Here is a 25,697-nt window from a genome sequence, read left to right on the forward strand (position 1 = left end):
GCGGACCGGACTGTCGCAGCCCGCGGTGTTTGGTAACGCCGGATTACGGTAACGGTTCGCGCCAGAACCGGCGTTGACTGCGCGCAACAACAGCGGGTTGGAACGCGCCCAACTGAAGACGCACGGCACCTTGTTCGGCGCTGTCGTATAGCCGGCTGCCCAGGGCCCGATAGCGTTCTACCACTTGCGAATGAGGATGACCAAAGGCATTGCCACGGCCTCTGGAGATCAGCACTGATCCAGGCGCAAGCCGTTGCACAAAGGGCTTGGATGACGAGCTGCGGCTACCATGATGGGGCGCTTGCAACCAATCGGTGGGCACCGCCAATGGTGTGTCAAGCAGTGCGCGCTCCGCCGCACGGTCGATATCCCCGGTGAGCAGCAGCCGCTCACCGCTGGCCTGCACCTGCAATACACAGGATTTGGCGTTGCCACTGATGGCGCCGGACCACTGCCATAACACGAACGACACACCATCCCACTCCCATCGTTCGCCACTGATACAAGGCTCGGTCCCCAGAAACGCCGGCAACCCTTCGGTTTCACCGCCAACCACGCGCCGGATGGGCAGCCCACGGGCGATAGCTGCAGCACCACCGGCGTGATCGGCGTCGGCATGGCTCAGTAGCAGCATGTCCAACCGCTCTACTCCGAACTTTTTCAACGACGGCAGAACCACGCGCGCGCCCAGGTCGACCGCCCCCGCACGCGGCCCCGCGTCGTAAAGCAAGGCGTGGTTGCGGGTGCGCAAGATCAATGCCTGCCCCTGGCCGACATCCAGCTGCACCACCGTTACCTGCCCATGGGGTACCGATTCCTTGGGTGGAAACACCGCCAACAGCAGCATGGGCCAGCCCAGCAACCGAAATGGCACGCCCTTGGGCAACAGCAATAACACCGCGCCCGCCAGGCTGACCAGCCAATAAACCAGCGGCACCTCAGCCGGCGTCCAGGCCGGCAACTGCCCCGCCAGCAGGGTCAGCCCCTTGAACCATCCCTCCAGCGCTCCGCCGGCCAACCAGAGCAAACCGTCACCGGCCAACGGCAGCCACAGCAGCGCCGTGCCCAGCAACGCCAAAGGCAACACCACCAGACTGATCCACGGCACGGCGAATAAATTGGCCACAGGCGCAGTGAGGCTGATGGGTAAACCCAGCACCAGCAGGACTGGAAACAAACCGATGGCAATCAGCCACTGAGGACGCGTCCAGGCCTGCCAGACACTCCAGGGCCCGAGCCGCCCGCCGAACGTCAGCACCAGGATCGCAACCGCCGCAAAGGACAACCAGAACCCCGGTTGCAAGCTGGCCAGGGGCTCAAGCAGCAGCACAGCGTTGAAGGCCAGCAGCAACGGCCACCACGCGCCCAAATGCCGAAAGCGCAGCCGCCATAGCAATACCAGGCCCACCATCACGCAGGCCCGCTGCACCGGCACGCCGAAACCCGCCAGCAGTCCATAACCCAGCGCTGCCATAAAGGCCAGGCCGCAGGCCCACGGCAGCCATGGCAGGTTGCGTGGCCAGCAACCGTAACGCGCCATCCCGGCCACCAGTGCGTAGATCAGCCCGGCCAGCAAACCAATGTGTTGGCCGGAAATGACCAACAGGTGCACGGTGCCGGTGTCTTGCAACACCTGCCATTGCTCCGTGCGCAGCCCGGAACCGTCACCCAGCACCAACGCCGCCACGGCGGCTTCATGGGTTTGCGCATCCGCAGCCATCAGGCGCTGGCGCAGGCTGTCGCGCAGGGCATTGCGGGCTGGCGCGAGGCGCTCACCGTCTTTCACCGAGCCCGTGGCGCCGATGCGTTGCGCCAGCAGCCAGGCCTCGTGGTCGAAACCGTGAAAATTGAGCAGGCCGGACGGCCGCTTGAGGGTGACAGCCAGGCGCCAGCGTTCTCCACTGCGCACCGGCGGCCCGCCGTGCCAGGACACCCGGATGCGCTTGGGTAGCCGGGCTTTGCGCGACCGGCTGTCGGCCAGGTCAAAACGCACGCCGGTGTCGGTCTGCTGAGGCAAGCCGACGACGCGCCCTTCCACCCATCGTGTTTCGCCGTCCAGTGCTGGTCGCAATCGATCATCCAGTGCCCACTGCGCGCTGATGCACGCCCAGCTCAAGCCCATCAGGAAAAACGCCAGCGGATAGGTACGAAACGGCACTAACATCAATGCCAGCACCAGCATGGCCAACAGCCATCCGGTCGGCGGCAACGCCGGTAGAAAACGCAGGGTCAGCAACCCCAGCGCAAGCGCGAACATCCCTGTCCTCATGAATCATTCCTTATAATGATCCACTCATTCTTAGCCGGGGTTCCCAGGGGCGCCTTTGATGTTTTGTCACAAAGTCTGAATTTTCTGTTTATAGAATACGCGCATACTTGCCCCTCGAACTGACCTGGACCCCTTATGCCCCGGCGCTTATTCAAACGGTACATGCCCGACCCCAGCAGTATCAGGGAACACAAGTCATTACAGTTTCTTGGCACCCTGCTGCATGACCCGAACCTCTGGCACCTCAACCGGCACTCGGTGGCCCGTGCCATGGCCGTGGGTCTGTTTGCCGCGTTTATCCCCATTCCCTTGCAAATGCTGCTGGCCGCGATCCTGGCGATCGTGGTGCGCGGCAATATGCCGATTGCCGTCAGCCTGGTGTGGCTGACCAACCCGATCACGATGCCGGTGGTGTTTGTTTGCACCTATATGACCGGTGCCTGGTTGATGAATGTGCCGCCACGCAGCCTCCCCGATAACCTCACCTGGGAATGGATCAGCGGCGAATTGAGCACGATGTGGCAACCTTTCCTGTTGGGCTCGGTGGTATCCGGATTGGTGTTGGGCGCATTGGCCTATTGCCTGACCATGGGCTATTGGCGCTGGTGGGTCGCGCACCAGTGGAAGAAACGCAAACTGCGCCGCCGCTGATGGCTAACGGGCAGGCAGGCGCAGGTGTACACGCAGGCCCTGCCCGGTATTTTCCGCCCAGATACGCCCGCCCTGGCGCTGCACCGCGTTGCGCGCAATGCTCAAGCCCAGGCCGAAGCCGCCGTCACCGGGCCGGGAACCGTCCAACCGGATAAAGGGCGCGAAGATACGCTCCAGGTCGGCCTCATCGATGCCGCCCCCCTGATCCTCCAGCCACACATGCCAGTGCTCGCCTTCGCGTGCGCCGTCCAATGTCACCCGGCCTTGGCCTGGTGAGTGGCGTATTGCGTTACGCAGGATGTTTTCCAGAGCCTGGGCCAGTGCATTGAGATTGCCTCGCACCCAGCACTCAGCTGGCAACAGGCATGGCAAGCGCGATGCCGGCCAATCGCTTTCGAAACAAGCGTTTTCTCGCAGCATGTCCCACAGCGCCGGCAGCTGGATGTCCTCCTGGGGCAGTGGCGCCCGGTCGCTGTCGAGCCAGGCCAGTTGCAGGCTGTCTTCCACCAGGCGCTGCATGGCGTCGATTTCCCGGCTCAGGCGTTCACGCAACCGCGCCAGGTCCTGTTCGCTGTCGCAGGCCACACGCAAGCGGCTCAGGGGCGTGCGCAACTCATGGGACATGTCGCGCAGCAGCTGTTGCTGCAACTGCACCGTGCCCTGCAAGCGTTCGGACATCTGGTCAAAGGCGCGTCCCAATTCACCCAACTCGTCCTGGCGGCTGGTCGCGTCACGGGACATTCGCGCCGTCAATTGGTCCGCACGCCAGGCATTGGCCTGCGCACGCAATTGATTGAGGGGCATGATCAGCAATCGATACAGGCCGATACATAGCAATAAGGTAAACAACCCGGGAATCAGGCCGTTGGTGATGACCCGCCAGAACAGTTGATAACGCCCCGGCATAAAGCGCTTGGGCAACTCGATCACCAGTGACCCCGCATCGGGGTCGACCGGAAAGGCGATTTTCAACCAGGGCAGGCCTTTGGCATGCCGGCTCACCGGCCAGTCCAGTCCGCGCAAGAAGGTCAGGCGCTGGCTTTGCTTGTCGCTCAACGGTGCGCTGCCAAGGGATTGCAAGTCATTGCCGATGACGCCCAGCCAAGTGGTTTCACGCTCGCCCATATGCTGCAACCACGCATCCACACCGGCACTGCCCTGGGTACTCCACGCCAACTCGGCGCCCGCCGCATAGCCGCGAAGCGTGTCGCGGGCTTCGTCAGTGAGATAGGCACTTTGCTGCTCCATGTAACGGCCCCAGGACCAACTGAGCCAGATCATCAGCAAACAAAACGCGATCAGCAGGCACGCCAGCTTCCAGAACAACGAATGCCTGCCCGGCAACCGCTCAAAGCCCTTCATCGTGACCGCTCAACACATAGCCTTTGCCCCACACCGTGCGCACTTCGCGCTCGGTGTAGCCGATCGCTTTGAGCTTGCGGCGAATCTGGCTCACATGCATGTCGAGACTGCGATCGTGTGGGGCATAACCGCGCTGCAGCACGTGCTGATAAAGGAAGGCTTTGCTGAGTACCTCTTCGGCGTTGCGGTGCAAGGTTTCCAGCAGGCGGTACTCACTGCGTGTCAGGCCGGCCCAGTGCGTGTGGTAGACGACATCGCACAGCCCCTCGTCAAACCGCAGGACCTGCGCATCATCGCGCAGGGGCGCAAGGCCCGGCGGCGGGCGACGGTCCAGGGCCACCCGGCGCAGGATGGCTTCGATGCGCACCCGCAGCTCGATCATGCTGAACGGCTTGGGCAGGTAATCGTCGGCGCCCAGGCGAAAGCCGCTGACACGGTCGGCTTCGGCGCCCAGGGCCGACATCAGGATCACCGGTATGGCATGACTCTGGCGCAGATGCGTAAGGACTGACAGCCCGTCCAGCCCTGGCAGCAGAACGTCCATCAGCACCAGGTCGAACGCTTGGTCGCGGGCCAGCTGCAAGCCTTGCTGGCCATTGCGGCACCAGGTGACCTCGAAGCCACAGCGGCCCAGATGTTCATGGACGTAGGCGCCCAACACGGGGTCATCCTCGATGGTCAGGATACTGGGTAGGCCAACGGTTGCGGGATTCATTAGCGTCTGCAAGTCATTCTCAATGACTGATTATTCAAGATTAAAGTGTTACAGGCAATCGCAGGCCGCTACCGAATGGCCCGAAGATTGCCGTGTGTCATTAATTTACGAGATTCCTGGCGCCGCAAATGGCTACACTGCGCAGGTAGCGCGGGCCGGACGCCCGTGTGGAAGATTGATATCAATGTGGTAGCAGGAGAGTGGCGTGCTGAGAAGAATGGGGATAAAAGGCCGCGTACTGTTGCTGACGTTATTGCCGACCAGCTTGATGGCGCTGCTGTTGGGGGGCTATTTCACCTGGATGCAGCTCTCCGAGCTGCAGACTCAACTGTTGCAACGCGGTGAAATGATCGCCGAGCAGTTGGCGCCGCTGGTCGCGCCCGCCCTGAGCAGCAAGAACACCGACCTGCTGGAACGCATCGCGACCCAATCCCTCGAACAACCGGACGTGCGCGCGGTGTCGTTCCTGGCGCCGGACCGCTCCTCCCTGGCCCATGCCGGCCCGACCATGCTCAATCCACCGCCCACCGGCAACAGTTCGCACCTGCTGCAGCGTACCGGCAACGATGCCACCCGTTACCTGATGCCAGTGTTTGGCCGTCATCGCAACCTCGCCGGAGAGCTGATTCCGGATGAGTCCGACCGCCTGTTGGGCTGGGTCGAGGTGGAACTGTCCCACAACGGCATGTTGCTGCGCGGTTATCGCAGCCTGTTCGCCAGCCTGCTGCTGATCGCCATCGGCTTGATCTGCACCGCGGCACTGGCCCTGCGCATCAGCCGCACCATCAATTCGCCGATCGGCCTGATCAAGCAAGCCGTGGCCCAGCTTAAAGACGGCAACCTGGAAACCCGCCTGCCGCCCCTGGGCAGCCAGGAGCTGGATCAGTTGGCGTCGGGCATCAACCGCATGGCCGAAACCCTGCAAAACGCCCAGGAAGAACTGCAACACAGCATCGACCAGGCCACCGAAGACGTGCGCCAGAACCTGGAAACCATCGAGATCCAGAACATCGAGCTGGACCTGGCCCGCAAAGAAGCCCTGGAAGCCAGCCGGATCAAATCGGAGTTCCTGGCCAATATGAGCCATGAAATCCGCACGCCGCTCAACGGCATCCTCGGGTTCACCCACCTGCTGCAAAAAAGCGAGCTGTCGCCACGTCAGCTGGATTACCTGGGCACTATCGAAAAATCCGCCGACAACCTGTTGGGCATCATCAACGAGATCCTCGACTTCTCCAAGATCGAGGCCGGCAAGCTGGTGCTCGACAGCGTGCCCTTCAACCTGCGCGACCTGCTGCAGGACACCCTGACCATCCTCGCCCCGGCCGCCCACGCCAAACAGCTCGAACTGGTCAGCCTGGTCTACCGCGACACGCCGCTGGCGCTGGTGGGCGACCCACTGCGCCTCAAGCAGATCCTGACCAACCTGATCAGCAACGCGATCAAGTTTACCCGCGAAGGCACTATCGTGGCCCGTGCGATGATCGAGGATGAGCAGGAAGACAGCGTACAACTGCGCATCAGCGTGCAGGACACCGGCATCGGCCTGTCCAACCAGGATGTGCGCGCACTGTTCCAGGCCTTCAGCCAGGCGGACAATTCGCTGTCGCGCCAGCCAGGAGGCACCGGCTTGGGCCTGGTGATTTCCAAGCGCCTGATCGAACAGATGGGCGGCGAAATCGGCGTCGACAGCACACCGGGCGAAGGCTCGGAGTTCTGGATCAGCCTGAACCTGCCCAAGACCCGCGACGACATCGAAGACCTGCCCAGCGCGCCGCTGCTCGGTCGCCGCGTGGCCGTGTTGGAGAACCACGAGCTGGCGCGCCAGGCCTTGCAACACCAGTTGGAAGACTGCGGCCTGGAAGTCACGCTGTTCAATACCCTGGAAAGCCTGACCAATGGCATTACCAGCGCCCATCAGACCGAACAGGCGATCAACTTGGCAGTGCTCGGCGTCACCGCCAATGACATCCCGCCCGAGCGCCTCAACCAGCACTTGTGGGACCTCGAACACCTGGGCTGCAAGGTGCTGGTGCTGTGCCCGACCACCGAACAAATGTTGTTCAACCAGTCGGTGCCCAACCCCAACAGCCAGTTGCAGGCCAAGCCAGCCTGTACGCGCAAGCTGCGCCGCTCCCTGGCCGACCTGATCAGCCCGCGCCCCTCGCGCAGCGAGCCGGGTGAGCCGTTGTCCAGCCGTGCGCCGCGGGTGCTGTGCGTGGACGATAACCCGGCGAACCTGTTGCTGGTGCAAACCCTGCTCGAAGACATGGGCGCCAAGGTCCATGCCGTGGAAAGCGGCTTTGCGGCCATTGACGCCGTGAAGCAGGAAACGTTCGACCTGGTGCTGATGGACGTGCAGATGCCCGGCATGGACGGGCGCCAGAGTACCGAAGCGATTCGCCAATGGGAGAGCGAACGCCATGGCACGCCGCTGCCGGTGGTCGCCCTCACCGCCCATGCCATGGCCAACGAAAAACGTGCCCTTCTGCAAAGCGGCATGGACGATTACCTGACCAAACCCATCAGCGAGCGGCAGCTGGCCCAGGTGGTGCTGAAATGGACCGGCCTGGCCCTGCGCAACCAGGGGCCCGAGCGCCTCCCCGAAGGCCTTGGGCCAGGCGTGCAACTGCTGGTGCTGGACCATGAGGAAGGCTTGCGCCTGGCCGCCAACAAGGCAGACCTGGCGGCCGACATGCTCGCCATGCTGCTGGCCTCCCTGGAAGCCGATCGCCTGGCGATCACGGTCGCCCGCGAAGCCAATGACAACCACGCCCTGATCGAGCGCGTCCACCGCCTGCATGGCGCCACCCGCTACTGCGGCGTGCCGCAATTGCGCGCGGCCTGCCAACGCGCCGAAACCCTGCTCAAGCAGGACGACGCCAAGGCCATGGCCGCGCTGGATGAACTGGACATGGCGATTGCGCGGCTGGCCAGTGAAGCCAGGGTTAGCGCCTAACCCGATTTTATGGACGACGCCAATCAAAATGTGGGAGGGGGCTTGCTCCCGATGGCGATGTGTCAGTCGAAATATCTGTCACTGATACACCGCTATCGGGGGCAAGCCCCCTCCCACATTCAGCTCGCATTTCAATTCGTAAATTGCAGGGAGCCTTTTAATGCGCGTGATTCTTTTCAGCAGCCAGGCCTACGACCGCGAGAGTTTTCTCGGTGAGCCGCGCCCTCAGGGCATCGAGCTGCAATTCCAACCCGCCCGTCTCAACCTCGACACCGTCGCCCTGGCCGAACGGCACGAGGTGGTCTGCGCGTTTATCAACGATGACCTCAGCGCCCCGGTGCTCGAGCAACTAGCCAGTGGCGGTACGCGCCTGATTGCGTTGCGCTCGGCCGGCTACAACCATGTCGACCTGCGCGCCGCCAAGCGCCTGGGCCTGAGCGTGGTGCGCGTACCGGCCTACTCGCCCCACGCCGTGGCCGAGCATGCCGTGGCCCTGATTCTCGCCCTGAACCGGCGCCTGCACCGCGCCTACAACCGCACCCGCGATGGCGATTTCAGCTTGCACGGGCTCACCGGTTTCGATCTGGTCGGCAAAACCGTCGGCGTGGTCGGCACCGGGCAGATCGGCGCCACCTTCGCCAGGATCATGGCCGGTTTTGGCTGCCAGTTGCTGGCCTACGACCCCTTCCCCAACCCTCAGGTGCAAGCCATGGGCGCGCGCTACGTGAGCCTGCCCGAATTGCTCGCCGAGGCGCAGATCATCAGCCTGCATTGCCCGCTGACCGCCGAGAGTAAACACCTGATCGACACCCGCGCCCTGGCACACATGCAACCGGGTGCCATGCTGATCAATACCGGTCGCGGCGGCCTGGTCGACACGCCGGCACTGGTCGAGGCGCTCAAGAACGGCCAACTCGGTTACCTGGGGCTGGATGTCTATGAGGAAGAGGCGCAGCTGTTTTTCGAGGACCGCTCGGACCTGCCCCTGCAAGACGACGTGCTCGCCCGCCTGCTGACCTTTCCCAATGTGATCATCACCGCCCACCAGGCCTTCCTGACCCGCGAGGCGCTGGCGGCGATTGCCGGCACGACGCTGGCCAATATTGCGGCGTGGGCCGATGGCCGCGCGCAGAACCTCGTCGAGGGATGATCAGCGGTCACATACCGGGCTCATGATGAGCCGGCACCCGTGATAGGATGCCGCGCCTATTTGGAGGATCCATGGCCGAACACGATTTCCGCTTCAGCTTGCTGAGCCCGCAACACACCCTGATCGAATGCCGCGCCCTGGTGCCGGGCCGTTATCAAGTCACCGGCAACGGTGGTTCGATCAAGCATGGCGACGTGCTGATCGTCACCCTGCGCGGCAGCAAAACCCTGTCGATGCGCCTGACCGTGGAAGGTGACGCGCGCTACTCCATCCGCCCGGCAGGCCAATGGGTCGCCATGGCCCTGGGGCCGAAATTCGGCGAGCTGGAGATTCACACCTGGAAGGTCAATTGCGACAGCTGCGACAGCGTGCTGGAGTTTGAATTCGCGGTGGAAACCAAGCTGACCAAAGAACCGCTGCAGCCGGCCGCCAACGCACGTATCAAAGAACTCGGCTGGGCCAGCGAAGGCGACCACCACCGCTGCCCGAAATGCCAGCGGGCCGCACAATGAAGGGCCTGCTGCTGCTCGCCGCCGTGGGCGCGGCCCTGAGTGGCTGCGCCGGCGATGCGGCCAAGCTCAAGCAGGATCACAGCTATGTGGTGGAGTGGATAGGTGAGCGGCCCTTGATGGACTACGCGCACCTGACCGTCACCCTCGGTGCCGATGGGCGCGCCTATGGCAATGGCGGCTGCAACCACTGGTTTGCGCCGTACACCCTCGAAGGCGACAAGCTCAGCTTCGGCCCGATCGGCAGCACCCGCAAAATGTGCGCCGAGGCGTTGATGGAACAGGAGCACCGCTTCTTCCAGGCCCTGCAGGGCGTACAGCGCTGGGACATCTCGCCGATCGAACAGACCCGCTTCTGGCCGGCCGAAGGCAAGCCGATCCGCTTGTGGCTGGAAGAAGGCTGACGGCACCGATCTTTGATCTGGTGGGATCAAAATGTGGGAGGGGGCTTGCTCCCGATGGCGGCCTGACAGCCGACCAGGATGCTGGATCAGAGCGAGTACATATCCGTTGCTGCGGTAACGGCTGCTATGGGTTCCGCCCTTACGGCGTCTCACTTTTGAAAAGCGCAAAAGTAAGCAAAACGCTCTTGCCCCACCACTCGGCACCTCGCTTAGGCTCGGTGTGCCCGTAATCCGACAGTGATTTGGGGGGCCGCCGCCACGCGCCATCCATGGCGCGGGGCGGCTAAACCGGCATCCCTGCCGGTTTACCCCCCAAATCACTATCGGATTACGGCCAGCGTGGTTTAACGGGGCGCCTAGATCAAGAGCAAGATCAAGAGCGGCTCGCTTCGCATCGTGGTTACTTATGCTGCTACAAAGTTGTGTAGATACCTATGCCCCGATAGCGGTGTATCAGCTAGCAATTATCAAGCTGACCCACCGCAATCGGGGGCAAGCCCCCTCCCACATTTGTTTGCGTTGTTGCTTTAACCGCGCAGGGCCTTGAGCTTGGCCAACACCCCTTGCGCCGTCTGCTCACCCATCAGTTGTTCGCGCACCTTGCCTTTGTCATCGATGATATAGGTCACCGGCAGCGCCTCGCTGCGTGGAATATCGAAGATCCCTTCCGGGTTCTGCGCCAGCACGGTGAACTTGATGCCCAGCTTGTCGCTGGCGGCTTTGAGCTCCTCACCCTGCACATTGTCGAAATTGACCCCGAACACGCCCACGTTCTGCGCTTTGAGTTGCTCGGCCAAGGCGTTGAGCTCGGGGATTTCCGTGCGACACGGGCCACACCATTCAGCCCAGTAATTGACCACCAGCCACTGCTTGTCCAGGCGTTCGGCCGGTATTTTCTGGCCATACTGGTCAACGCCGTAATCGTTACCGCAGCCACTGAGCAGCAGGGTTGTGATGATCGCCAATGCACCGATCAGTCGCCTTGTCATGGGGTAATCCTTCGTAAAAATGAACGTTGGCTGCGGCCTATCGCCTCTTACGGTTTAAGGACGGCCCGCAGCGCAGGTAGAATACCCGCCACCTTACGCAAGATGCGACCCGCACATGACCGATCTGACGCTTTATCACAACCCGCGCTGCTCGAAATCCCGCGGTGCGCTGGAACTGCTGGAAGCCCGCGGCCTCACGCCTACCGTGGTGCGCTACCTGGTAACCCCACTGAACGCGGCGCAAATACAGGCGCTGCTGATCAAACTTGGCCTAAGCGCCCGCCAATTGTTGCGCAGCGGCGAAGAGGAATACAAAAGCCTCAACCTGGCCGACGCCAGCCTCAGCGAAGCGCAGTTGATCGGCGCCATCGCCGAACACCCCAAGCTGATGGAGCGTCCCATCCTGGAAACCGCCGATAAAGCCATCATTGGCCGTCCGCCGGAAAACGTACTGGAGCTGCTGCCGTGACTACCCCCTATGTGCTGGTGTTGTATTACAGCCGCAATGGCTCGGTCAGCGAAATGGCCCGGCAGATTGCCCGGGGTATCGAGCAAGGCGGCATGGAAGCCCGGCTGCGCACCGTGCCGGCGATCTCCACCGAGTGCGAAGCCGTGGCGCCGAGTATTCCGGACGAAGGCGCGCTGTATGCCAGCCTGGATGATCTGAAAAACTGCTCGGGCCTGGCCCTCGGCAGCCCGACGCGTTTTGGCAACATGGCCGCACCGCTCAAGTACTTCCTTGATGGCACCAGCAACCTGTGGCTCACCGGCGCCCTGGTCGGCAAACCTGCTGGCGTGTTCACCTCCACCGCCAGCCTGCACGGCGGCCAGGAGACCACGCTGATGTCGATGCTGCTGCCGCTGTTGCACCACGGCATGCTGATCACCGGCCTGCCCTACAGCGAGCAGGCGCTGCTCGACACCCAGGGCGGCGGTACGCCGTATGGGGCCAGCCACCATGCCGGGCCTGATGGCAAGCGCATGCTCGACCCGCATGAAATCACCCTGTGCCGCGCCCTGGGCCTGCGCCTGGCAAAAACCGCCACACTGCTGGAGAACGGCCGTGGCCAGGCAGCCTAAGGTTCTGCCGCCCCAGGCGTGGCTGGAGCCGCGGGTCAAGCTCGCGCGCGCACTCAGCCTTCTGGCTTTTTTTGGCCTGGTGGGCTTGTTGTGCGTGTACTACCTGTTCGTCGCCGACCTGCACGGGGCGCGTCCGTGGGTGATCCTGCTAATCGAGCTGGTGCCGCTGCTGGTGCTGGCGCCTGGCATGATCCTGGGCAGCGCACGCGGGCATTCGTGGATGTGCTTTGTGGTGAACCTGTATTTCATCAAGGGCGCGCTGGCAGCGTATGACCCGAACCGCCAAGGGTTCGGGGTGCTTGAGATGGTGGCAAGCCTGGCGCTGTTTTGTACGGCGTTGCTGTATGTGCGCTGGCGCCACCAGTTGAATCGGCGGTTGGCGCCAGCCTGATACAGCAAGGCCTGGGACGCAGAGCGTCCTGGGCAGCATTCCCACGCAGAGCGTGGGAACGATCAATGGTTGACGGTGTAAGCCAGCATCATCGACAACTGGCACATCGGCCGCCCACTTTCGGCATGCCACTGGTTGAAGGCGCCCTGCACCGTCGCCAGGTCGCGCAGGCTGGTGGGCACCTTGTCGACGATGTTCTGCGCATTCAATGCCGCCACCACGTCATAGCTCGGCACAAAAGTGTCCTTGCCCACCATGCGCAAAAAGCGCGGTGCCGACAGGCCGCCCAACTGGTGACCGTGCTTGCTCAGGTATTTCCATAGCCCAACGATATCGGTGACTGGCCACTCAGCGATAAACGCGCCGAAGCTGCCCTTCTCCTGGGTGATATCCAGGATCATCTGCGCATTGCGCGGCACGCTCTTGAGCTTGCCCAGGTGACGGATGATACGGGTGTCCTGCATCAGGCGTTCCAAATGCTCGGCGCCCATCAGCACGACTTTTTCCGGGTCGAAGCCGAAGAACACCTGTTCGAACGCCGGCCATTTGGCGTCCACCACGCTGTGCTTCAAGCCGGCACGGAACACGCGCAGCGCCAGGGTCGACAGGTAGCGGTCAGCGCTGATCCTGCGCAATTGCGCCGGGGTCTTGGGCACCGGCAGATGGGCTTCCAACTGGGCCGCTGAACCAAAACGGTTCAGACAATATTCGTGCAGCCACTTGTAATCGCGCATGCCCTCTCCTGGCAGGTGAAATGAAAACGGCGCCCGTGAGCGCCGTCTTTCAGAGCGTTGTAGAGCGTTAGAGGTTCACTACATTGACGAAACGCGACGCGGCGGTTTCATCGATTTTCAGGCTGGTGAAGTCGAACAGGTTGCGGTCGGCCAATTGCGACGGGATCACATTCTGCAGGCTGCGGAAGATGCTCTCGGTGCGGCCCGGCGTCTTGCGTTCCCACTCCAGCAGCATGTCCTTGACCACCTGGCGCTGCAGGTTTTCCTGGGAGCCGCACAGGTTGCACGGAATGATCGGAAATTGCTTGAAGTCGGCATACGCCTGGATGTCCTTCTCATTGCAATACGCCAGCGGGCGGATCACCACGTTGCGCCCGTCATCGGCGCGCAGCTTGGGGGGCATGGCCTTGAGCGAACCGTTGAAGAACATGTTGAGGAAGAAGGTTTCGACGATATCGTCGCGATGATGCCCCAGGGCCATCTTGGTCGCGCCGATCTCATCGGCAAAGGTATAGAGCGTGCCACGCCGCAGGCGCGAGCACAGCGAGCAGGTCGTCTTGCCTTCGGGGATCAACTGCTTGACCACCGAATAAGTGTCTTTCTCGACGATGTGGTACTCGACGCCCAGTTCCTTGAGATAGGCCGGCAGCACGTGCTCGGGAAAACCTGGCTGTTTCTGGTCCATGTTGACGGCGACGATCTCGAACTTGATCGGCGCGACCTTCTGCAGGTGCAGCAGCACATCGAGCAGGGTATAGCTGTCTTTGCCGCCGGAAAGGCAGACCATGACCTTGTCGCCCTCCTCGATCATGTTGAAGTCGGCGACCGCTTCACCGGCCAGGCGACGCAGGCGTTTTTGCAGTTTGTTCTGGTTGACCGTAAGAGTGCCCATGGCGCTTGGATCCGCTGCAAGTGTGTGACGAAAAGCGGGGTATTTTAGCGACCTGAGCGCACTGGATTCAATGTGGGAGGGGGCTTGCTCCCTTTGAATCCATTGCCCGCTACAGACCGTGCCGCGATTAGCACCTATGTTTACAGCGCGATTTACTCTAAAGGCCCTACAGTTTTCCAGGACATCACTTCCTATACTGCGACTAGAGGTCGCACAACTATCCGGACCTTGCAGGCCATTTGGCCGGTAGCGCTCCGCTGGGGGGCGATGGTAATAACGACAGGAGTGACTGGCATGATCCATCACGTCGTGGGGCTGTTTACCCATCCCGATCAGGAATGGCGGGAAATTCGTGGCGATAAAGAAGAAAGCATCAGCCACATGTACCTCACCCATACCCTGGTTCTCGCGGCGATTCCCGCCGTTTCTGCATTTATCGGCACCACCCAGGTCGGCTGGGTCATCGGCAGCCGCGCACCGGTCATGCTGACCCAGGAAAGCGCGCTGTGGATGACCCTGATGTCCTACGCTGCAATGCTCGGCGGCGTGGCGGTGATGGGCGCGTTCATTCACTGGATGGCCCGCACCTACGACGCCAACCCCAGCATGGCGCGTTGCGTGGCCTTCGCCACCTACACGGCAACCCCTTTGTTTATTGGCGGGCTGGCGGCGCTCTATCCGCACATGTGGCTGGGCATGGTCGTGGGCACGGCGGCGATCTGCTACACGGTATACCTGCTGTATGTGGGGCTGCCGACCTTCATGAGCATCGACCCGGATGAAGGCTTCCTGTTTTCCAGCTCGGTACTGGCTGTAGGACTGGTGGTGCTGGTGGCGATCATGGCGTTTACCGTGATCGTCTGGGGCCTGGGCGTTGGGCCGATCTACACCAGTTAAGCCTTTTTTACCGCAGGCAAAGCCACCACAAGGTGGCTTTGTGCGTTATGCGTGACCATTCGGCGCCTGACAGATTCGGAAACACCCTGCTTTGCGGCATACTGGACATCTCTGGAGATATGTACAGCATGCCCGAGCAACTCAATACCCGCGTCGAAGATTGTTTCCTGCAAGCCGAATCCTTTTTCAAACGAAGCTTCAAACGCCCCAAGGTCAGTCTCAAGCTGCGGGGCCAGAAAGCCGGTGTCGCGCATTTGCACGAAAACCTGCTGCGTTTCAACCCTCAGCTTTACCGTGAAAACAGCCAACATTTCCTCAAACAAACCGTGGCCCACGAAGTGGCGCACCTGATCGCCCACCAACTGTTTGGCGAGCGCATCCAGCCCCATGGTGAGGAATGGCAGTTGATCATGCGTGGAGTTTACGAACTGCCGCCGGACCGTTGCCACACCTATGAAGTCAAGCGGCGCCAGGTGACGCGCTATATCTACCGGTGCCCGTGTGCCGACAGCGACTTCCCGTTTTCGCCGCAGCGCCATGGGCTGGTAGGCCAGGGGCGGCGGTATTTGTGTCGACGGTGTCGGCAGACCTTGGTGTTTACTGGGGAAACGCGGGTGGAATGAGCGCCTCATCGGGAGCAAGCCCCCGATGGGGTCAGAACTGTCACCCCACAACCTTGGCCTGGCGCAATTCCCCTATCCGCTGAGCACTGAACCCCAACTCCACCAGCACCTCCTCACTGTGCGCCCCTACGGCGGCACCAATATGCCGTGGCGCCGGCAACCCCTCGGAAAACTTCAGCGGGCAGGCAATCTGCGCCTGGGTCGAGCCATCGCCCCTGGGCACCTGGCTGATCAGCCCGCGCGCCTGCAGCTGCGGATGCGCTACCGCTTCACTCAAGTTCAACACCGGTTCCACGCACGCATCCACTCCAGCAAACAACGCGCACACTTCATCAAAGCTGCGTTTTTCGAATTCCACCTGCAGCGCCTGCTTGAGGGCCGGCTGCTGCTCAGGCTTGAGGCTGTGCAGCGCCAGCTCCGGTCGCCCCAGTGCTTCGCACAATTGCTGCATGAAGGCCGGTTCCAGGCTGCCCACCGACATCCAACGCCCATCACGGGTGCGGTAATAATCGTAAAAACTGCCGCCATTGAGCACATGGTTTTCCCACGCCGGTTCCACCCCGCAGGCCAGGTAACCCGCACCGGCCATGGCGTTCAGGCTGAACGCGCAGTCGGTCATGCTCACATCCAGGTACTGGCCGACGCCGCTCTGCTGCCGCGAGATGACCGCCGCGAGCAAGCCCACCACCGCATGCAACGACCCGCCGCCGATATCCGCCAATTGCACCCCCAACGGCAACGGCCCGCTGTCGCGCCGCCCGGTGTGGCTGGCCACACCGGCCACGGCCAGGTAGTTAATATCGTGGCCGGCGCGATCCCTGTAAGGGCCGGTCTGGCCGTAGCCGGTGATCGACACGTAGATCAGCCTCGGGTTGATCGCGTTCAAGGCCGCATACCCCAGGCCCAGGCGCTCCATCACGCCGGGGCGGAATTGCTCGATGAGGATGTCGGTGCCCTTGACCAGCTCGAACACAATCTGCAGCGCCTCGGCCCGCTTGAGGTCCAGCGCCAGGCTGCGCTTGTTGCGATTGAGGTAGGCATGGCTCGCCGAGGTGCCCTGATCATGGGGCGGCAAGACGCGCAACAGATCCATGCGCGTCGGCGATTCGATGCGCAGCACCTCGGCGCCCATGTCCGCCAGCATCAGTGAGGCGAACGGGCCGGGCAACAGGGTGGAAAAATCCAGCACTTTGAGGGACGCCAAGGGGCCTGACATACAAACTCCGTTTTCGATTCGACGGTTCACAGCGTAGTCAGCCTTGAGCGTCGACGGCAATCGTCAGAACGATCAACCCCCCTGACCGTTTTGATCACGGCGGGCTTTTTCGTCGCCACGGCTTTATCATTGGCCCACGTTTTATTGGCAGAGTGTTCCATGAAGTTCGCGATTGCAGTGTTCAGCGCCGCCCACGCGCCCTCCTCGCGCCGCGCCCTGTTGTTCGCCCAGGCGGCGCTGGCCGGTGGGCATGAGATTGTGCGGCTGTTTTTTTATCAGGATGGCGTGTACAGCGCGTCCAATAACATCGTCGCGCCCCAGGATGAGCAAGACATCGCGCGCCAATGGCGCGAGTTCGTCAGCGCCCACCAGCTCGACGGCGTCGTCTGCATCGCTGCAGCCCTGCGTCGTGGCGTGCTCAACGCCGAGGAAGCCATGCGCTATCAACGCAGCGCGGTGAACCTGGAGGCGCCCTGGGCGCTGTCGGGGCTGGGGCAACTGCATGACGCGATCCAGGACGCCGACCGCCTGATCTGTTTTGGAGGTTCATGACATGGCCAAGTCATTGCTGGTGATCAGCCGCCAGGCACCGTGGTCCGGCCCCAGTGCGCGAGAAGCGCTGGATATCGTGCTGGCCGGTGGCGCGTTCGATCTGCCGATCGGCCTGCTGTTTCTGGACGACGGCGTGTTCCAGCTCGCATCGCACCAGGACGCCAAGGCCGTGCAACAAAAGGATTTGAGCGCCAACCTGCAAGCCCTGGGGCTGTTCGGCATCGATGACGTGTTCGCCTGCAGCCACAGCCTGGCCGAACGCGGGCTGGGTGTGCCGGCCAGCGCGCAGCCGTTGGCCCCTGCCGCCATTTCCCAACTGATTGAAGTTTACGACCAGGTGATTACCCTCTGATGTCGACTTTACATGTGGTGTCCCACTCCCCCTTTACCGACAGCCGTCTCGACAGCTGCCTGCGCGTCTGCGCCAGCGCAGATGCGATCCTGCTGTGCGGCGACGGCGCCTACGGCCTGCGCCACCCGGCCCTGCACACCAAAGGCGTGAAGGTGTTCGTGCTGGCTGAAGACATGCAGGCGCGCAACCTGCCGTTGCCGGACTGGGCCGACAGCGTGGATTATCCGGGCTTCGTGCAGCTGTCGATCGACTATGACAAGGTTAATACCTGGTTATGAATACGCTGACCGTAGGCACGCGCACCCTCGAACTGGACAAGGACGGCTACCTGGTCGACCTCGACGCGTGGTCTGCCGAGATTGCCGACGCCCTGGCCGCCGCCGAATCGCTGGAACTGACCCCGGACCATTGGGAAATCCTCGAACTGCTGCGCGGCTTTTACGCGCAATATCAGCTGTCGCCGGCCACGCGCCCGCTGATCAAGTACGCCGCCTTGAAGCTCGGCCCGGACAAGGGCAACAGCCTGCACCTCAATAAACTGTTCAACGGCACTCCCGCCAAACTTGCCGCCAAGCTGGCGGGCCTGCCCAGGCCGACGAATTGCTTATGACCGACTTTGCCCCACTGACCCTCTCAACGCCTGAAGAGCACCCTTTTGCGCAGTTCGTGCGCATCCTCGGCAAAGGCAAGCGCGGCGCGCGCAACCTCACCCGTGAGGAAGCGCGGGAAGCCATGGGCATGCTGCTCGATGAAAAAGTCGAAGACACCCAACTGGGCGCCTTTCTCATGCTGTTGCGTCACAAGGAAGAAAGCCCGGAAGAGCTCGCCGGTTTCACCGAAGCGGTGCGCGAGCGCTTGAACCCGCCCGCCTTGAAGGTGGATATCGACTGGCCGACCTACGCCGGCAAAAAGCGTCATTTGCCGTGGTTCCTGCTGGCGGCCAAATGCCTGGCGCAAAACGGCGTGCGCATCCTCATGCACGGCGGCGGCGCGCATACGGCGGGCCGCCTGTACACCGAGCAATTGCTGGAGCGTTTGCAGATACCGCTGTGCCGCAATTGGCAGCAGGTCGAGGCGGCGTATGAACAAGGCAACCTGGCGTTTATCCCGCTGGGCGACTGGGCGCCTCAGTTGCAGCGCATGATCGACCTGCGCAACACCCTGGGCCTGCGCTCGCCGATCCATTCCCTGGCACGCTTGCTCAACCCGCTGAACGCCCGTTGCGGCCTGCAAAGCATCTTCCATCCGGGTTACCAGGGCGTGCACCGCGATGCCAGTGGCTTGCTGGGCGACAACGTGATTGTGGTCAAGGGCGATGGCGGCGAAGTCGAAATCAACCCCGACACCCTCAGCCACCTGTACGGCACCACCGGTGGCCTGAGCTGGGACGAAGAATGGCCCGCCCTCTCCGCCCAACGCCACGTCAAACCCGCGAGCCTTGCGCCTGAGCATCTCAAAGCCCTGTGGCGTGGCGAGGTCGAGGACAGCTACCCGCAACTGGCACTGATCGCGACCATGGCCCTGGCTTTGCGCGGCCTCGGACACACCCGGGAGCAGGCATTTGAACTGGCCCAGCAGTATTGGGATGCGCGCGACAAATCGATTTAATCGATCATTCACCTCGGGTCTTTGCGCTTTTAGTTCGAACTCATCCCTTTAGACTGGGCTCCAACGCTTATTAGCCAAGGAGCCAGTCATGGGTTTGCTGATCGAAGGACACTGGAAAGACCAATGGTACGAAAGTAGCGCAGACGGTGCGTTCCAGCGTGAACAGGCGCAACGCCGCCACTGGGTGACCGCCGACGGCCAGCCCGGCCCGAGTGGCGAAGGCGGCTTCAAGGCCGAGGCGGGTCGCTATCACCTCTACGTCTCTCTGGCCTGCCCCTGGGCCCACCGCACCTTGATCCTGCGCAAGCTCAAGGGCCTGGAAAGCCTGATCGACGTCTCGGTGGTCAGTTGGCTGATGCTGGAAAACGGCTGGACCTTCGACAAGGCCCACGGCTCCAGCGGCGACGCGCTCGACGGCTTCGACTTCATGCACCAGCGCTACACCGCTGAGACCGCTGACTACACCGGGCGTGTCACGGTGCCGGTGTTATGGGACAAAAAGCTCAAACGCATCGTCAGCAATGAGTCGGCGGAAATCATCCGCATGTTCAATAGCGCATTTGATGAGCTGACCGGTAATACCCTGGATTTCTATCCCGACGCACTGCGCCCGACCATCGATGCGCTGAACGAACGCATCTACCCGGCCGTGAACAACGGCGTGTACCGCGCGGGGTTCGCCACCTCGCAGCAGGCCTATGAAGGTGCGTTCGATGACGTGTTTGCCGAGCTGGACCATTTGGAGCAGCACCTGGGCGAGCATCGCTATCTGGCCGGCGAATACCTGACCGAGGCGGATGTGCGGCTGTTCACCACGCTGATTCGTTTTGATGCGGTGTATTACAGCCACTTCAAATGCAACCTGCGGCGGATTGCCGATTATTCAAATCTGTCGAATTGGTTGCGGGAAATGTATCAGTGGCCGGGGGTGGCCGAGACGGTGGATTTTGAGCACATCAAGGGGCATTACTACGCCAGCCACCGCACCATCAATCCGACGGGGATTGTGCCGAAGGGGCCGCTGCAGCGGTTTGATGTTGGGCATGATCGGAAGCGGTTGAATGGCAAAGGTGTGTGGAGCTGATCCGGATGATGAGCTGAAGCTGATGGCCTCTTCGGGGGCAAGCCCCCTCCCACACTGATCGTTCCCACGCTCTGCGTGGGAATGCACCCCGTGACGCTCTGCGTCACTTGTCCACATTGAGCTGTACCGCGTGACGCGGAGCGTCCAAGGTGGCATTCCCACGCAGAGCGTGGGAACGATCAATTGGTCTCAGACCTGGGCCTGGGCGCCCTCAAACCACTTAAGCTTCTCGCGCAACACCACCACCTCACCCACAATCACCAGCGTCGGCGCATGCACTTCATGCTCCGCCACCATGCGCGGCAAGTCGGCCAGGGTGCCGGTGAATACGCGCTGGTTGGCGGTGGTGCCCTGCTGAATCAACGCCGCCGGCGTATCCGCCGCGCGCCCGTGCTTGATCAATTGCTCGCAGATGATCGGCAAGCCAATCAAGCCCATGTAGAACACCAGGGTCTGTGACGGTCCCACCAGGTCCTGCCAGGGCAGGTCCGAGGTGCCATTCTTCAAGTGGCCGGTGATAAACCGCACCGACTGCGCGTAGTCACGGTGCGTCAGCGGAATGCCCGCATACGCCGCGCAACCACTGGCTGCCGTGATCCCCGGTACCACCTGGAACGGGATGCCATGGGCCGCCAATTCCTCTATCTCTTCACCGCCACGCCCGAAAATGAACGGATCGCCGCCCTTGAGGCGCAGCACGCGCTTGCCTTGCTTGGCCAGGTCCACCAGTTGCTGGTTGATCTGGTCCTGCGGCACGGCATGGTCGGCGCGACGCTTGCCGACGTACACGCGCTCGGCATCCCGGCGGCACAGTTCCAGGATCGCCGGTGCCACCAACCGGTCATACAACACCACGTCGGCTTGCTGCATCAGGCGCAAGGCGCGGAAGGTCAGCAGGTCCGGGTCGCCCGGGCCTGCTCCCACCAGGTACACCTCACCCGGCGCGTAAGGCGGCGCGCCATTGACCTTCTCGATCAACAGGCGCTCAGCCTCATCGCCCTGCCCGGCCAGTTGCCGGTCGGCAATCGGGCCCTGGAACACTTCTTCCCAGAACGCCCGTCGCTGCTGCACATCCGGGTACAAACCTTTGACCTGGGCACGAAAACGCGCCGCCAACCCGGCCAACTGGCCATAGGTGGACGGAATCCAGGTTTCCAGCTTGGCCCGGATCAAGCGCGCCAGTACCGGCGCATCGCCGCCGCTGGACACCGCGATCACCAATGGCGAACGGTCGACGATCGCCGGGAAGATCACGCTGCACAGGGCCGGCGCATCCACCACATTGACCGGTACACAGCGCCGCTTGGCATCACTGGACACTTGCGCGTTCAGTGGCTCGTCGTCGGTGGCCGCGATGATCAGCACGCAACCGTCGAGGTCCGTCTCCTGATAACCGCGCAACATCAGGTCCCCGCCACTGCCCAGCACCAGTTCACGCAACTGGTCTTCGATCTGGGGAGCAACCACCCGCAGCAACGCCCCGGCATCGGCCAGCAGCCGGGATTTGCGCAAGGCAATCTCCCCGCCGCCGACGACCAGCACACGACTGCCGCGCAGGTTATGAAACAGCGGCAGAAATTCCATTTAGCCGATGACCTCGACGCCCGCCATGTAGGGCTTGAGCACCTCAGGCACACGAATAGAACCGTCGGCCTGCTGGTAGTTTTCCAGCACTGCCACCAGCGTACGGCCTACCGCCAGGCCCGAACCGTTGAGGGTGTGCACCAGTTCCGGCTTGCCGGTTTCCGGGTTGCGGAAACGCGCCTGCATGCGTCGGGCCTGGAAATCGCCGCAGTTGGAGCACGACGAAATCTCGCGGTACTTGTCCTGGCTCGGCACCCACACTTCGAGGTCGTAGGTCTTCACGGCGCTGAAACCCATGTCACCGGTGCACAACGCCAGCACGCGATACGGCAGCTCCAGCAACTGCAGGACGCGCTCGGCGTTGGCCGTCAGGCCTTCCAACGCTTCCATGGATTTGGACGGCTCGACCACCTGGACCATCTCGACCTTGTCGAACTGGTGCTGGCGGATCATGCCACGGGTGTCGCGCCCCGAGGCGCCGGCTTCACTGCGAAAGCACGGGCTATGGGCGACAAACTTGAGCGGCAGTTGCTTGGCATCGAGGATTTCGCCAGCGACGATATTGGTCAGCGACACTTCGGCGGTCGGGATCAAGTACAGGTCGGCTTCGCCGTCGCGGCTGATCTTGAACAGGTCTTCCTCGAATTTCGGCAACTGGCTGGTGCCCATCAACGCCGGCGCTTGCACCAGGTACGGGGTGTAGGCCTCTTCGTAACCGTGCTCGGCGGTGTGCAGGTTGATCATGAACTGCGCCAGGGCGCGATGCATGCGCGCAATCGGGCCACGCAACAGGGCGAAACGCGCGCCGGACATTTTCGCGGCGGTTTCGAAATCCAGGCCGCCGGTCAATTCGCCCAGGGCAACGTGGTCCTTGATATCGAAATCGAAGGCTTTGGGCGTGCCCCAGCGGCGCACTTCAACGTTGCCGTCTTCGTCCGCGCCAATCGGCACGGATTCGTGGGGCAGGTTGGGGATGCCCAGCAGGATCGAATCCAGCTCGGACTGGATCTTGTCCAGCTCGGCTTTGCCGTCGGACAGCTCGGTACCCATGCGCTCGACGTCCGCCATCAACGGCGCGATGTCTTCGCCGCGCTGCTTGGCCTGACCGATGGACTTGGAACGCGCATTCCGCTCAGCCTGCAGTGCTTCGGTGCGGGTCTGGACGGTCTTGCGCTGTTCTTCCAGCGCTTCGATGCGCGCAACATCCAAGGCAAAGCCACGGGATGCCAGGCGGTCCGCTACGTCCTGAAGGTTGCTACGTAACAGTTTGGAATCGAGCATGTCGGTCTCTCGTTTATCAAAGTTTGGTCAAGGACAGGCCGGCCCAGGTGGCGAGCAGCCCGCCGAATACGCTGATAGCTGCATAGCCAATCGCCAGCAGCACTTGCCCGCTTTCCAGCAGGCGTACGGTATCCAGTGAAAATGATGAAAAGGTCGTCAGGCCGCCAAGGAAGCCAACCATCAGTCCGGCGCGCACCTCAATCGGTACTTCGGGACGCACCAGGAACAGGCCGTATAAAACACCGATCAACAGGCAGCCCACGATATTAACGGCCAGCGTCGCGGTATAGAAGTGCTTGGGCCAATTCGCGTTGATCCAGTTACCCGTCGCAAAGCGCAGCAGTGTACCCGCGATACCGCCCGCCGAGACGGCGACCACTAAAGGAATCATGATTTTCTCCGCTGCCTGGGACTTAAACGATCGAGTGCGGCCAGGTGATTGAGCTTCTCACCGATCTTCAGCTCCAGGCCACGGGGCACCGGCTGATAGAGCGGCAACGGTTCCAGCTCATCGGGAAAGTAGTCCTCACCGGCCGCGTAAGCGTCCGGCTCATCATGGGCATAGCGGTACTCATCACCGTAACCCAGTTGTTTCATCAATTTGGTCGGTGCGTTGCGCAAGTGCATCGGCACTTCGAGGGAACCGTGTTCGGCCGCCGCGCGCATCGCCGACTTGAAGCCCATGTACACCGCGTTGCTCTTGGGCGCGCACGCCAGGTAAGTAATGGCCTGGGCCACCGCCAGCTCGCCTTCCGGGCTGCCGAGGCGCTCCTGCACGTCCCAGGCGGCCAGGCACAGGCTCAGGGCGCGCGGGTCGGCATTACCGATGTCTTCGCTGGCCATGCGCACCACGCGGCGCGCCAGGTACAACGGGTCGCAACCGCCGTCGATCATGCGCGCAAACCAGTACAGCGCGCCGTCCGGGTTGGAGCCACGGACGGATTTGTGCAGCGCCGATATCTGGTCGTAGAACGCTTCGCCGCCCTTATCGAAACGCCGGCGTGTGTCGCCCAGCAGGCTTTGCAGCAGGTCGACGCCAATCTCGCCGCCATCTTCGGCAAGGTCCGAGGCGTTCTCCAGCAGGTTGAGAAACCGCCGGCCATCGCCATCGGCGGCGGTGAGCAGGATCTTGAAGCCCTCTTCACTGACGCTCAGCTGGCGCTTGCCAAGCCCTTTGTCTTCGCTCAAGGCGCGCTGCAACAGCTTCTGCATTGCCGCTTCGTCCAGGCTCTTGAGCACGTAGACGCGCGCCCGCGAGAGCAGCGCGTTATTCAGTTCGAACGAAGGGTTTTCGGTGGTGGCGCCGATAAAGATCAGCGTGCCGTCTTCGACGTACGGCAGGAACGCATCCTGCTGCGACTTGTTGAAGCGATGCACTTCGTCGACGAACAGGATGGTGCGCTTGCCGTACTGCCCGGCCTGCTGCTTGGCGATTTCCACCGCCTGGCGGATTTCCTTGACCCCGGCCAGCACGGCGGAGACCGTTTCGAAGTGCGCATCCGAGACCTTGGCCAGCAGCCGCGCCAGGGTGGTTTTACCCACCCCCGGCGGCCCCCAGAAAATCATCGAGTGCAGCGCACCCTGCTCCAGGGCTTCACGCAGGGGCTTGCCGCGAGCGAGCAGGTGTTCCTGACCGACGTACTCGTCCAGGTTGGTCGAGCGCAGGCGCGCGGCCAGAGGCTGGGCAATCGGGTCACTTCGAAACAGATCCATGGGCAGCGTTTGAAACCTCTGGGGGAGTTTATTCCTGGATCACGTCGGCACCCTTGGGGATGTCGAACTTGAACTTGGACGCGGGCACCGGCTGGTTGGCCTTGACCCCGGAGAACAGGATATCGGTGCGCTGGCCGACGCTGTCGACCAGGCGCATGTTATTGATCACGCCATTGCCGAACGACAGTTGCAGGCTGTCAAACAGCGTGTCCTTGGATTTGGGCTTGAGGGTGAATTCGATCACGTTGCTGGTTTGCTTGGAGGTAATATCGAAACTGTCATTGATCTTCGATACATCGCCCGACAGCAGCAGCGCTGGCGTCTGGTTCAGCCGTGGGTCGAGCTTCTTGATGGTCGCCTGCTCCAGGTCCGGGTCCCACAGCGTGACTTTCTGGCCGTCGGAAACGATGGTCTGTTCGGCCTTGCCTTCGGTATGCCAGTAGAACAGGCCAGGACGCTGCACAGCCATTTCACCCGCGGTTTCCTGCAACTGGGTGCCACCGGCGTCCAGGGTCAGCTGGGAAAAGCGCGCGGTCAGGGTCTGGGATTTGTCCAGCAGGTTCTTCAGGCTGGCCACGGAAGCCGGGTCAGCGTGAGCCGAAACGGCGGTCAGGGCCAGTACCGGCAACAACAGCATGCGGATAATGCGCATGGGAATCCTCATTGAGTAATCAGGGCGCGC

The 25,697-nt window shown here is 62.2% G+C and carries 28 protein-coding genes; 16 read left to right on the forward strand and 12 right to left on the reverse strand.

Annotated elements, in window-relative coordinates; all coding sequences use genetic code 11:
- Nucleotides 1-43: 43 nt before the first annotated feature.
- Nucleotides 44-2,269, reverse strand: a complete 2,226-nt coding sequence (locus C4J87_RS14745) for a DNA internalization-related competence protein ComEC/Rec2 (protein ID WP_124367384.1) — start codon at nt 2,267-2,269, stop codon at nt 44-46.
- Nucleotides 2,270-2,404: 135 nt separating this feature from the next.
- On the opposite strand from C4J87_RS14745, the gene C4J87_RS14750 reads away from it, so the two are divergent.
- Nucleotides 2,405-2,920 carry a DUF2062 domain-containing protein gene (locus C4J87_RS14750; RefSeq protein WP_124363258.1) on the forward strand — a complete coding sequence of 172 codons (516 nt, stop codon included), beginning with the start codon at nt 2,405-2,407 and terminating at the stop codon, nt 2,918-2,920.
- Nucleotides 2,921-2,923: 3 nt separating this feature from the next.
- On the opposite strand, the gene C4J87_RS14755 is transcribed toward C4J87_RS14750, so the two are convergent.
- Both C4J87_RS14755 and C4J87_RS14760 read right to left on the reverse strand, forming a co-directional pair.
- Nucleotides 2,924-4,282 carry a sensor histidine kinase gene (locus tag C4J87_RS14755; protein WP_124367385.1) on the reverse strand — a complete coding sequence of 453 codons (1,359 nt, stop codon included), beginning with the start codon at nt 4,280-4,282 and terminating at the stop codon, nt 2,924-2,926.
- Nucleotides 4,269-4,997, reverse strand: a complete 729-nt coding sequence (locus C4J87_RS14760; RefSeq protein ID WP_124367386.1) for a response regulator transcription factor — start codon at nt 4,995-4,997, stop codon at nt 4,269-4,271. The genes C4J87_RS14755 and C4J87_RS14760 overlap by 14 nt, the downstream gene beginning before the upstream one ends.
- A 205-nt stretch (nt 4,998-5,202) precedes the next feature.
- On the opposite strand from C4J87_RS14760, the gene C4J87_RS14765 reads away from it, so the two are divergent.
- The 4 genes from C4J87_RS14765 (at nt 5,203) to C4J87_RS14780 (ending at nt 10,019) form a co-directional block, all read left to right on the forward strand.
- Nucleotides 5,203-7,956, forward strand: a complete 2,754-nt coding sequence (locus C4J87_RS14765) for a response regulator (protein WP_124367387.1) — start codon at nt 5,203-5,205, stop codon at nt 7,954-7,956.
- Between the two features lie 160 nt (nt 7,957-8,116).
- A complete protein-coding gene (locus C4J87_RS14770; RefSeq protein WP_124367388.1) occupies nt 8,117-9,106 on the forward strand; it encodes a 2-hydroxyacid dehydrogenase in 990 nt (329 codons plus the stop codon).
- 71 nt (nt 9,107-9,177) lie between these two features.
- Nucleotides 9,178-9,618 (forward strand): hypothetical protein, encoded by a 441-nt coding sequence (locus C4J87_RS14775; protein ID WP_124367389.1) that lies wholly within the window; start codon nt 9,178-9,180, stop codon nt 9,616-9,618.
- Nucleotides 9,615-10,019, forward strand: a complete 405-nt coding sequence (locus tag C4J87_RS14780; RefSeq protein ID WP_124367390.1) for an META domain-containing protein — start codon at nt 9,615-9,617, stop codon at nt 10,017-10,019. Before C4J87_RS14775 ends, C4J87_RS14780 begins: the two co-directional genes overlap by 4 nt.
- 527 nt (nt 10,020-10,546) lie before the next feature.
- Here the strand turns inward: C4J87_RS14780 and C4J87_RS14785 are convergent.
- Nucleotides 10,547-11,008, reverse strand: coding sequence for a TlpA disulfide reductase family protein (locus tag C4J87_RS14785; RefSeq protein WP_124363264.1), 462 nt, complete (start codon nt 11,006-11,008; stop codon nt 10,547-10,549).
- Nucleotides 11,009-11,123: 115 nt separating this feature from the next.
- Between C4J87_RS14785 and arsC the strand changes: the two genes are divergently transcribed.
- The 3 genes from arsC to C4J87_RS14800 are packed head-to-tail and all read left to right on the forward strand — an operon-like array spanning nt 11,124 to nt 12,479.
- Entirely contained in the window at nt 11,124-11,477 is a 354-nt protein-coding gene (gene arsC / locus C4J87_RS14790; RefSeq protein ID WP_124367391.1) for an arsenate reductase (glutaredoxin), read from the forward strand.
- On the forward strand, nt 11,474-12,088 hold the full coding sequence (gene wrbA, locus C4J87_RS14795; RefSeq protein WP_124367392.1) for an NAD(P)H:quinone oxidoreductase: 615 nt from the start codon (nt 11,474-11,476) through the stop codon (nt 12,086-12,088). Before arsC ends, wrbA begins: the two co-directional genes overlap by 4 nt.
- Entirely contained in the window at nt 12,072-12,479 is a 408-nt protein-coding gene (locus C4J87_RS14800) for a DUF2069 domain-containing protein (RefSeq protein WP_124367393.1), read from the forward strand. The genes wrbA and C4J87_RS14800 overlap by 17 nt, the downstream gene beginning before the upstream one ends.
- A 62-nt stretch (nt 12,480-12,541) precedes the next feature.
- Here C4J87_RS14800 and C4J87_RS14805 read toward each other — a convergent pair whose 3' ends face one another.
- On the reverse strand, nt 12,542-13,213 hold the full coding sequence (locus tag C4J87_RS14805) for a DNA-3-methyladenine glycosylase I (RefSeq protein WP_124367394.1): 672 nt from the start codon (nt 13,211-13,213) through the stop codon (nt 12,542-12,544).
- A 67-nt stretch (nt 13,214-13,280) separates the two neighbouring features.
- Complete coding sequence (gene ttcA, locus C4J87_RS14810) at nt 13,281-14,105, reverse strand: tRNA 2-thiocytidine(32) synthetase TtcA (protein ID WP_124363269.1); 825 nt, start codon at nt 14,103-14,105, stop codon at nt 13,281-13,283.
- Nucleotides 14,106-14,399: 294 nt separating this feature from the next.
- Between ttcA and C4J87_RS14815 the strand changes: the two genes are divergently transcribed.
- Both C4J87_RS14815 and C4J87_RS14820 read left to right on the forward strand, forming a co-directional pair.
- A complete protein-coding gene (locus C4J87_RS14815; RefSeq protein WP_124367395.1) occupies nt 14,400-15,002 on the forward strand; it encodes a Yip1 family protein in 603 nt (200 codons plus the stop codon).
- A 128-nt stretch (nt 15,003-15,130) separates the two neighbouring features.
- Nucleotides 15,131-15,625 (forward strand): SprT family zinc-dependent metalloprotease, encoded by a 495-nt coding sequence (locus C4J87_RS14820; RefSeq protein WP_124367396.1) that lies wholly within the window; start codon nt 15,131-15,133, stop codon nt 15,623-15,625.
- Between the two features lie 40 nt (nt 15,626-15,665).
- On the opposite strand, the gene C4J87_RS14825 is transcribed toward C4J87_RS14820, so the two are convergent.
- Nucleotides 15,666-16,841 (reverse strand): CaiB/BaiF CoA-transferase family protein, encoded by a 1,176-nt coding sequence (locus C4J87_RS14825; protein WP_124367397.1) that lies wholly within the window; start codon nt 16,839-16,841, stop codon nt 15,666-15,668.
- A gap of 159 nt (nt 16,842-17,000) precedes the next feature.
- Here C4J87_RS14825 and tusD point away from each other — a divergent pair, with 159 nt between their 5' ends.
- From tusD to C4J87_RS14855, 6 genes are all read left to right on the forward strand, one after another.
- Nucleotides 17,001-17,393 (forward strand): sulfurtransferase complex subunit TusD, encoded by a 393-nt coding sequence (gene tusD / locus C4J87_RS14830; protein WP_124367398.1) that lies wholly within the window; start codon nt 17,001-17,003, stop codon nt 17,391-17,393.
- A gap of 1 nt (nt 17,394) precedes the next feature.
- Nucleotides 17,395-17,745: a sulfurtransferase complex subunit TusC gene (gene tusC, locus C4J87_RS14835; RefSeq protein WP_124367399.1), complete on the forward strand. Its 351-nt coding sequence runs from the start codon at nt 17,395-17,397 to the stop codon at nt 17,743-17,745.
- Nucleotides 17,745-18,023: a sulfurtransferase complex subunit TusB gene (gene tusB / locus C4J87_RS14840; protein ID WP_124363275.1), complete on the forward strand. Its 279-nt coding sequence runs from the start codon at nt 17,745-17,747 to the stop codon at nt 18,021-18,023. The genes tusC and tusB overlap by 1 nt, the downstream gene beginning before the upstream one ends.
- The gene (locus C4J87_RS14845) at nt 18,020-18,355 is read left to right on the forward strand and encodes a TusE/DsrC/DsvC family sulfur relay protein (RefSeq protein WP_124367400.1); all 336 of its coding nucleotides are present in this window, start codon (nt 18,020-18,022) and stop codon (nt 18,353-18,355) included. Before tusB ends, C4J87_RS14845 begins: the two co-directional genes overlap by 4 nt.
- The gene (locus C4J87_RS14850; RefSeq protein ID WP_124367401.1) at nt 18,352-19,353 is read left to right on the forward strand and encodes a glycosyl transferase family protein; all 1,002 of its coding nucleotides are present in this window, start codon (nt 18,352-18,354) and stop codon (nt 19,351-19,353) included. The genes C4J87_RS14845 and C4J87_RS14850 overlap by 4 nt, the downstream gene beginning before the upstream one ends.
- A gap of 88 nt (nt 19,354-19,441) precedes the next feature.
- Entirely contained in the window at nt 19,442-20,437 is a 996-nt protein-coding gene (locus C4J87_RS14855; protein ID WP_124367402.1) for a glutathione S-transferase family protein, read from the forward strand.
- Between the two features lie 189 nt (nt 20,438-20,626).
- Here C4J87_RS14855 and cysG read toward each other — a convergent pair whose 3' ends face one another.
- From cysG to lolA, 5 genes are read right to left on the reverse strand one after another with little or no spacing between them, the layout of a single operon-like run.
- Nucleotides 20,627-22,021: a siroheme synthase CysG gene (cysG, locus tag C4J87_RS14860; protein WP_124367403.1), complete on the reverse strand. Its 1,395-nt coding sequence runs from the start codon at nt 22,019-22,021 to the stop codon at nt 20,627-20,629.
- Nucleotides 22,022-23,302, reverse strand: a complete 1,281-nt coding sequence (serS, locus tag C4J87_RS14865) for a serine--tRNA ligase (protein WP_124363280.1) — start codon at nt 23,300-23,302, stop codon at nt 22,022-22,024.
- 16 nt (nt 23,303-23,318) lie between these two features.
- Nucleotides 23,319-23,693, reverse strand: coding sequence for a fluoride efflux transporter CrcB (gene crcB, locus C4J87_RS14870; RefSeq protein ID WP_124363281.1), 375 nt, complete (start codon nt 23,691-23,693; stop codon nt 23,319-23,321).
- On the reverse strand, nt 23,690-25,015 hold the full coding sequence (locus C4J87_RS14875; protein WP_124367404.1) for a replication-associated recombination protein A: 1,326 nt from the start codon (nt 25,013-25,015) through the stop codon (nt 23,690-23,692). Before C4J87_RS14875 ends, crcB begins: the two co-directional genes overlap by 4 nt.
- Nucleotides 25,016-25,043: 28 nt before the next feature.
- Complete coding sequence (lolA, locus tag C4J87_RS14880; protein WP_124367405.1) at nt 25,044-25,667, reverse strand: outer membrane lipoprotein chaperone LolA; 624 nt, start codon at nt 25,665-25,667, stop codon at nt 25,044-25,046.
- Nucleotides 25,668-25,697 lie beyond the last annotated feature (30 nt).

The sequence above is a fragment of the Pseudomonas sp. R1-43-08 genome, assembly GCF_003852255.1.
Classification (GTDB): Bacteria; Pseudomonadota; Gammaproteobacteria; order Pseudomonadales; family Pseudomonadaceae; genus Aquipseudomonas.

Bases quoted from the DNA above. Each gene is read 5' to 3' on its own strand.
- C4J87_RS14745 (WP_124367384.1), bottom strand. From the start codon at position 2,269: ATGAGGACAGGGATGTTCGCGCTTGCGCTGGGGTTGCTGACCCTGCGT.
- C4J87_RS14750 (WP_124363258.1), top strand. From the start codon at position 2,405: ATGCCCCGGCGCTTATTCAAACGGTACATGCCCGACCCCAGCAGTATC.
- C4J87_RS14755 (WP_124367385.1), bottom strand. From the start codon at position 4,282: ATGAAGGGCTTTGAGCGGTTGCCGGGCAGGCATTCGTTGTTCTGGAAG.
- C4J87_RS14760 (WP_124367386.1), bottom strand. From the start codon at position 4,997: ATGAATCCCGCAACCGTTGGCCTACCCAGTATCCTGACCATCGAGGAT.
- C4J87_RS14770 (WP_124367388.1), top strand. From the start codon at position 8,117: ATGCGCGTGATTCTTTTCAGCAGCCAGGCCTACGACCGCGAGAGTTTT.
- C4J87_RS14775 (WP_124367389.1), top strand. From the start codon at position 9,178: ATGGCCGAACACGATTTCCGCTTCAGCTTGCTGAGCCCGCAACACACC.
- C4J87_RS14780 (WP_124367390.1), top strand. From the start codon at position 9,615: ATGAAGGGCCTGCTGCTGCTCGCCGCCGTGGGCGCGGCCCTGAGTGGC.
- C4J87_RS14785 (WP_124363264.1), bottom strand. From the start codon at position 11,008: ATGACAAGGCGACTGATCGGTGCATTGGCGATCATCACAACCCTGCTG.
- arsC (WP_124367391.1), top strand. From the start codon at position 11,124: ATGACCGATCTGACGCTTTATCACAACCCGCGCTGCTCGAAATCCCGC.
- C4J87_RS14805 (WP_124367394.1), bottom strand. From the start codon at position 13,213: ATGCGCGATTACAAGTGGCTGCACGAATATTGTCTGAACCGTTTTGGT.
- ttcA (WP_124363269.1), bottom strand. From the start codon at position 14,105: ATGGGCACTCTTACGGTCAACCAGAACAAACTGCAAAAACGCCTGCGT.
- C4J87_RS14815 (WP_124367395.1), top strand. From the start codon at position 14,400: ATGATCCATCACGTCGTGGGGCTGTTTACCCATCCCGATCAGGAATGG.
- C4J87_RS14820 (WP_124367396.1), top strand. From the start codon at position 15,131: ATGCCCGAGCAACTCAATACCCGCGTCGAAGATTGTTTCCTGCAAGCC.
- C4J87_RS14825 (WP_124367397.1), bottom strand. From the start codon at position 16,841: ATGTCAGGCCCCTTGGCGTCCCTCAAAGTGCTGGATTTTTCCACCCTG.
- tusD (WP_124367398.1), top strand. From the start codon at position 17,001: ATGAAGTTCGCGATTGCAGTGTTCAGCGCCGCCCACGCGCCCTCCTCG.
- tusC (WP_124367399.1), top strand. From the start codon at position 17,395: ATGGCCAAGTCATTGCTGGTGATCAGCCGCCAGGCACCGTGGTCCGGC.
- tusB (WP_124363275.1), top strand. From the start codon at position 17,745: ATGTCGACTTTACATGTGGTGTCCCACTCCCCCTTTACCGACAGCCGT.
- C4J87_RS14845 (WP_124367400.1), top strand. From the start codon at position 18,020: ATGAATACGCTGACCGTAGGCACGCGCACCCTCGAACTGGACAAGGAC.
- C4J87_RS14850 (WP_124367401.1), top strand. From the start codon at position 18,352: ATGACCGACTTTGCCCCACTGACCCTCTCAACGCCTGAAGAGCACCCT.
- C4J87_RS14855 (WP_124367402.1), top strand. From the start codon at position 19,442: ATGGGTTTGCTGATCGAAGGACACTGGAAAGACCAATGGTACGAAAGT.
- cysG (WP_124367403.1), bottom strand. From the start codon at position 22,021: ATGGAATTTCTGCCGCTGTTTCATAACCTGCGCGGCAGTCGTGTGCTG.
- serS (WP_124363280.1), bottom strand. From the start codon at position 23,302: ATGCTCGATTCCAAACTGTTACGTAGCAACCTTCAGGACGTAGCGGAC.
- crcB (WP_124363281.1), bottom strand. From the start codon at position 23,693: ATGATTCCTTTAGTGGTCGCCGTCTCGGCGGGCGGTATCGCGGGTACA.
- C4J87_RS14875 (WP_124367404.1), bottom strand. From the start codon at position 25,015: ATGGATCTGTTTCGAAGTGACCCGATTGCCCAGCCTCTGGCCGCGCGC.
- lolA (WP_124367405.1), bottom strand. From the start codon at position 25,667: ATGCGCATTATCCGCATGCTGTTGTTGCCGGTACTGGCCCTGACCGCC.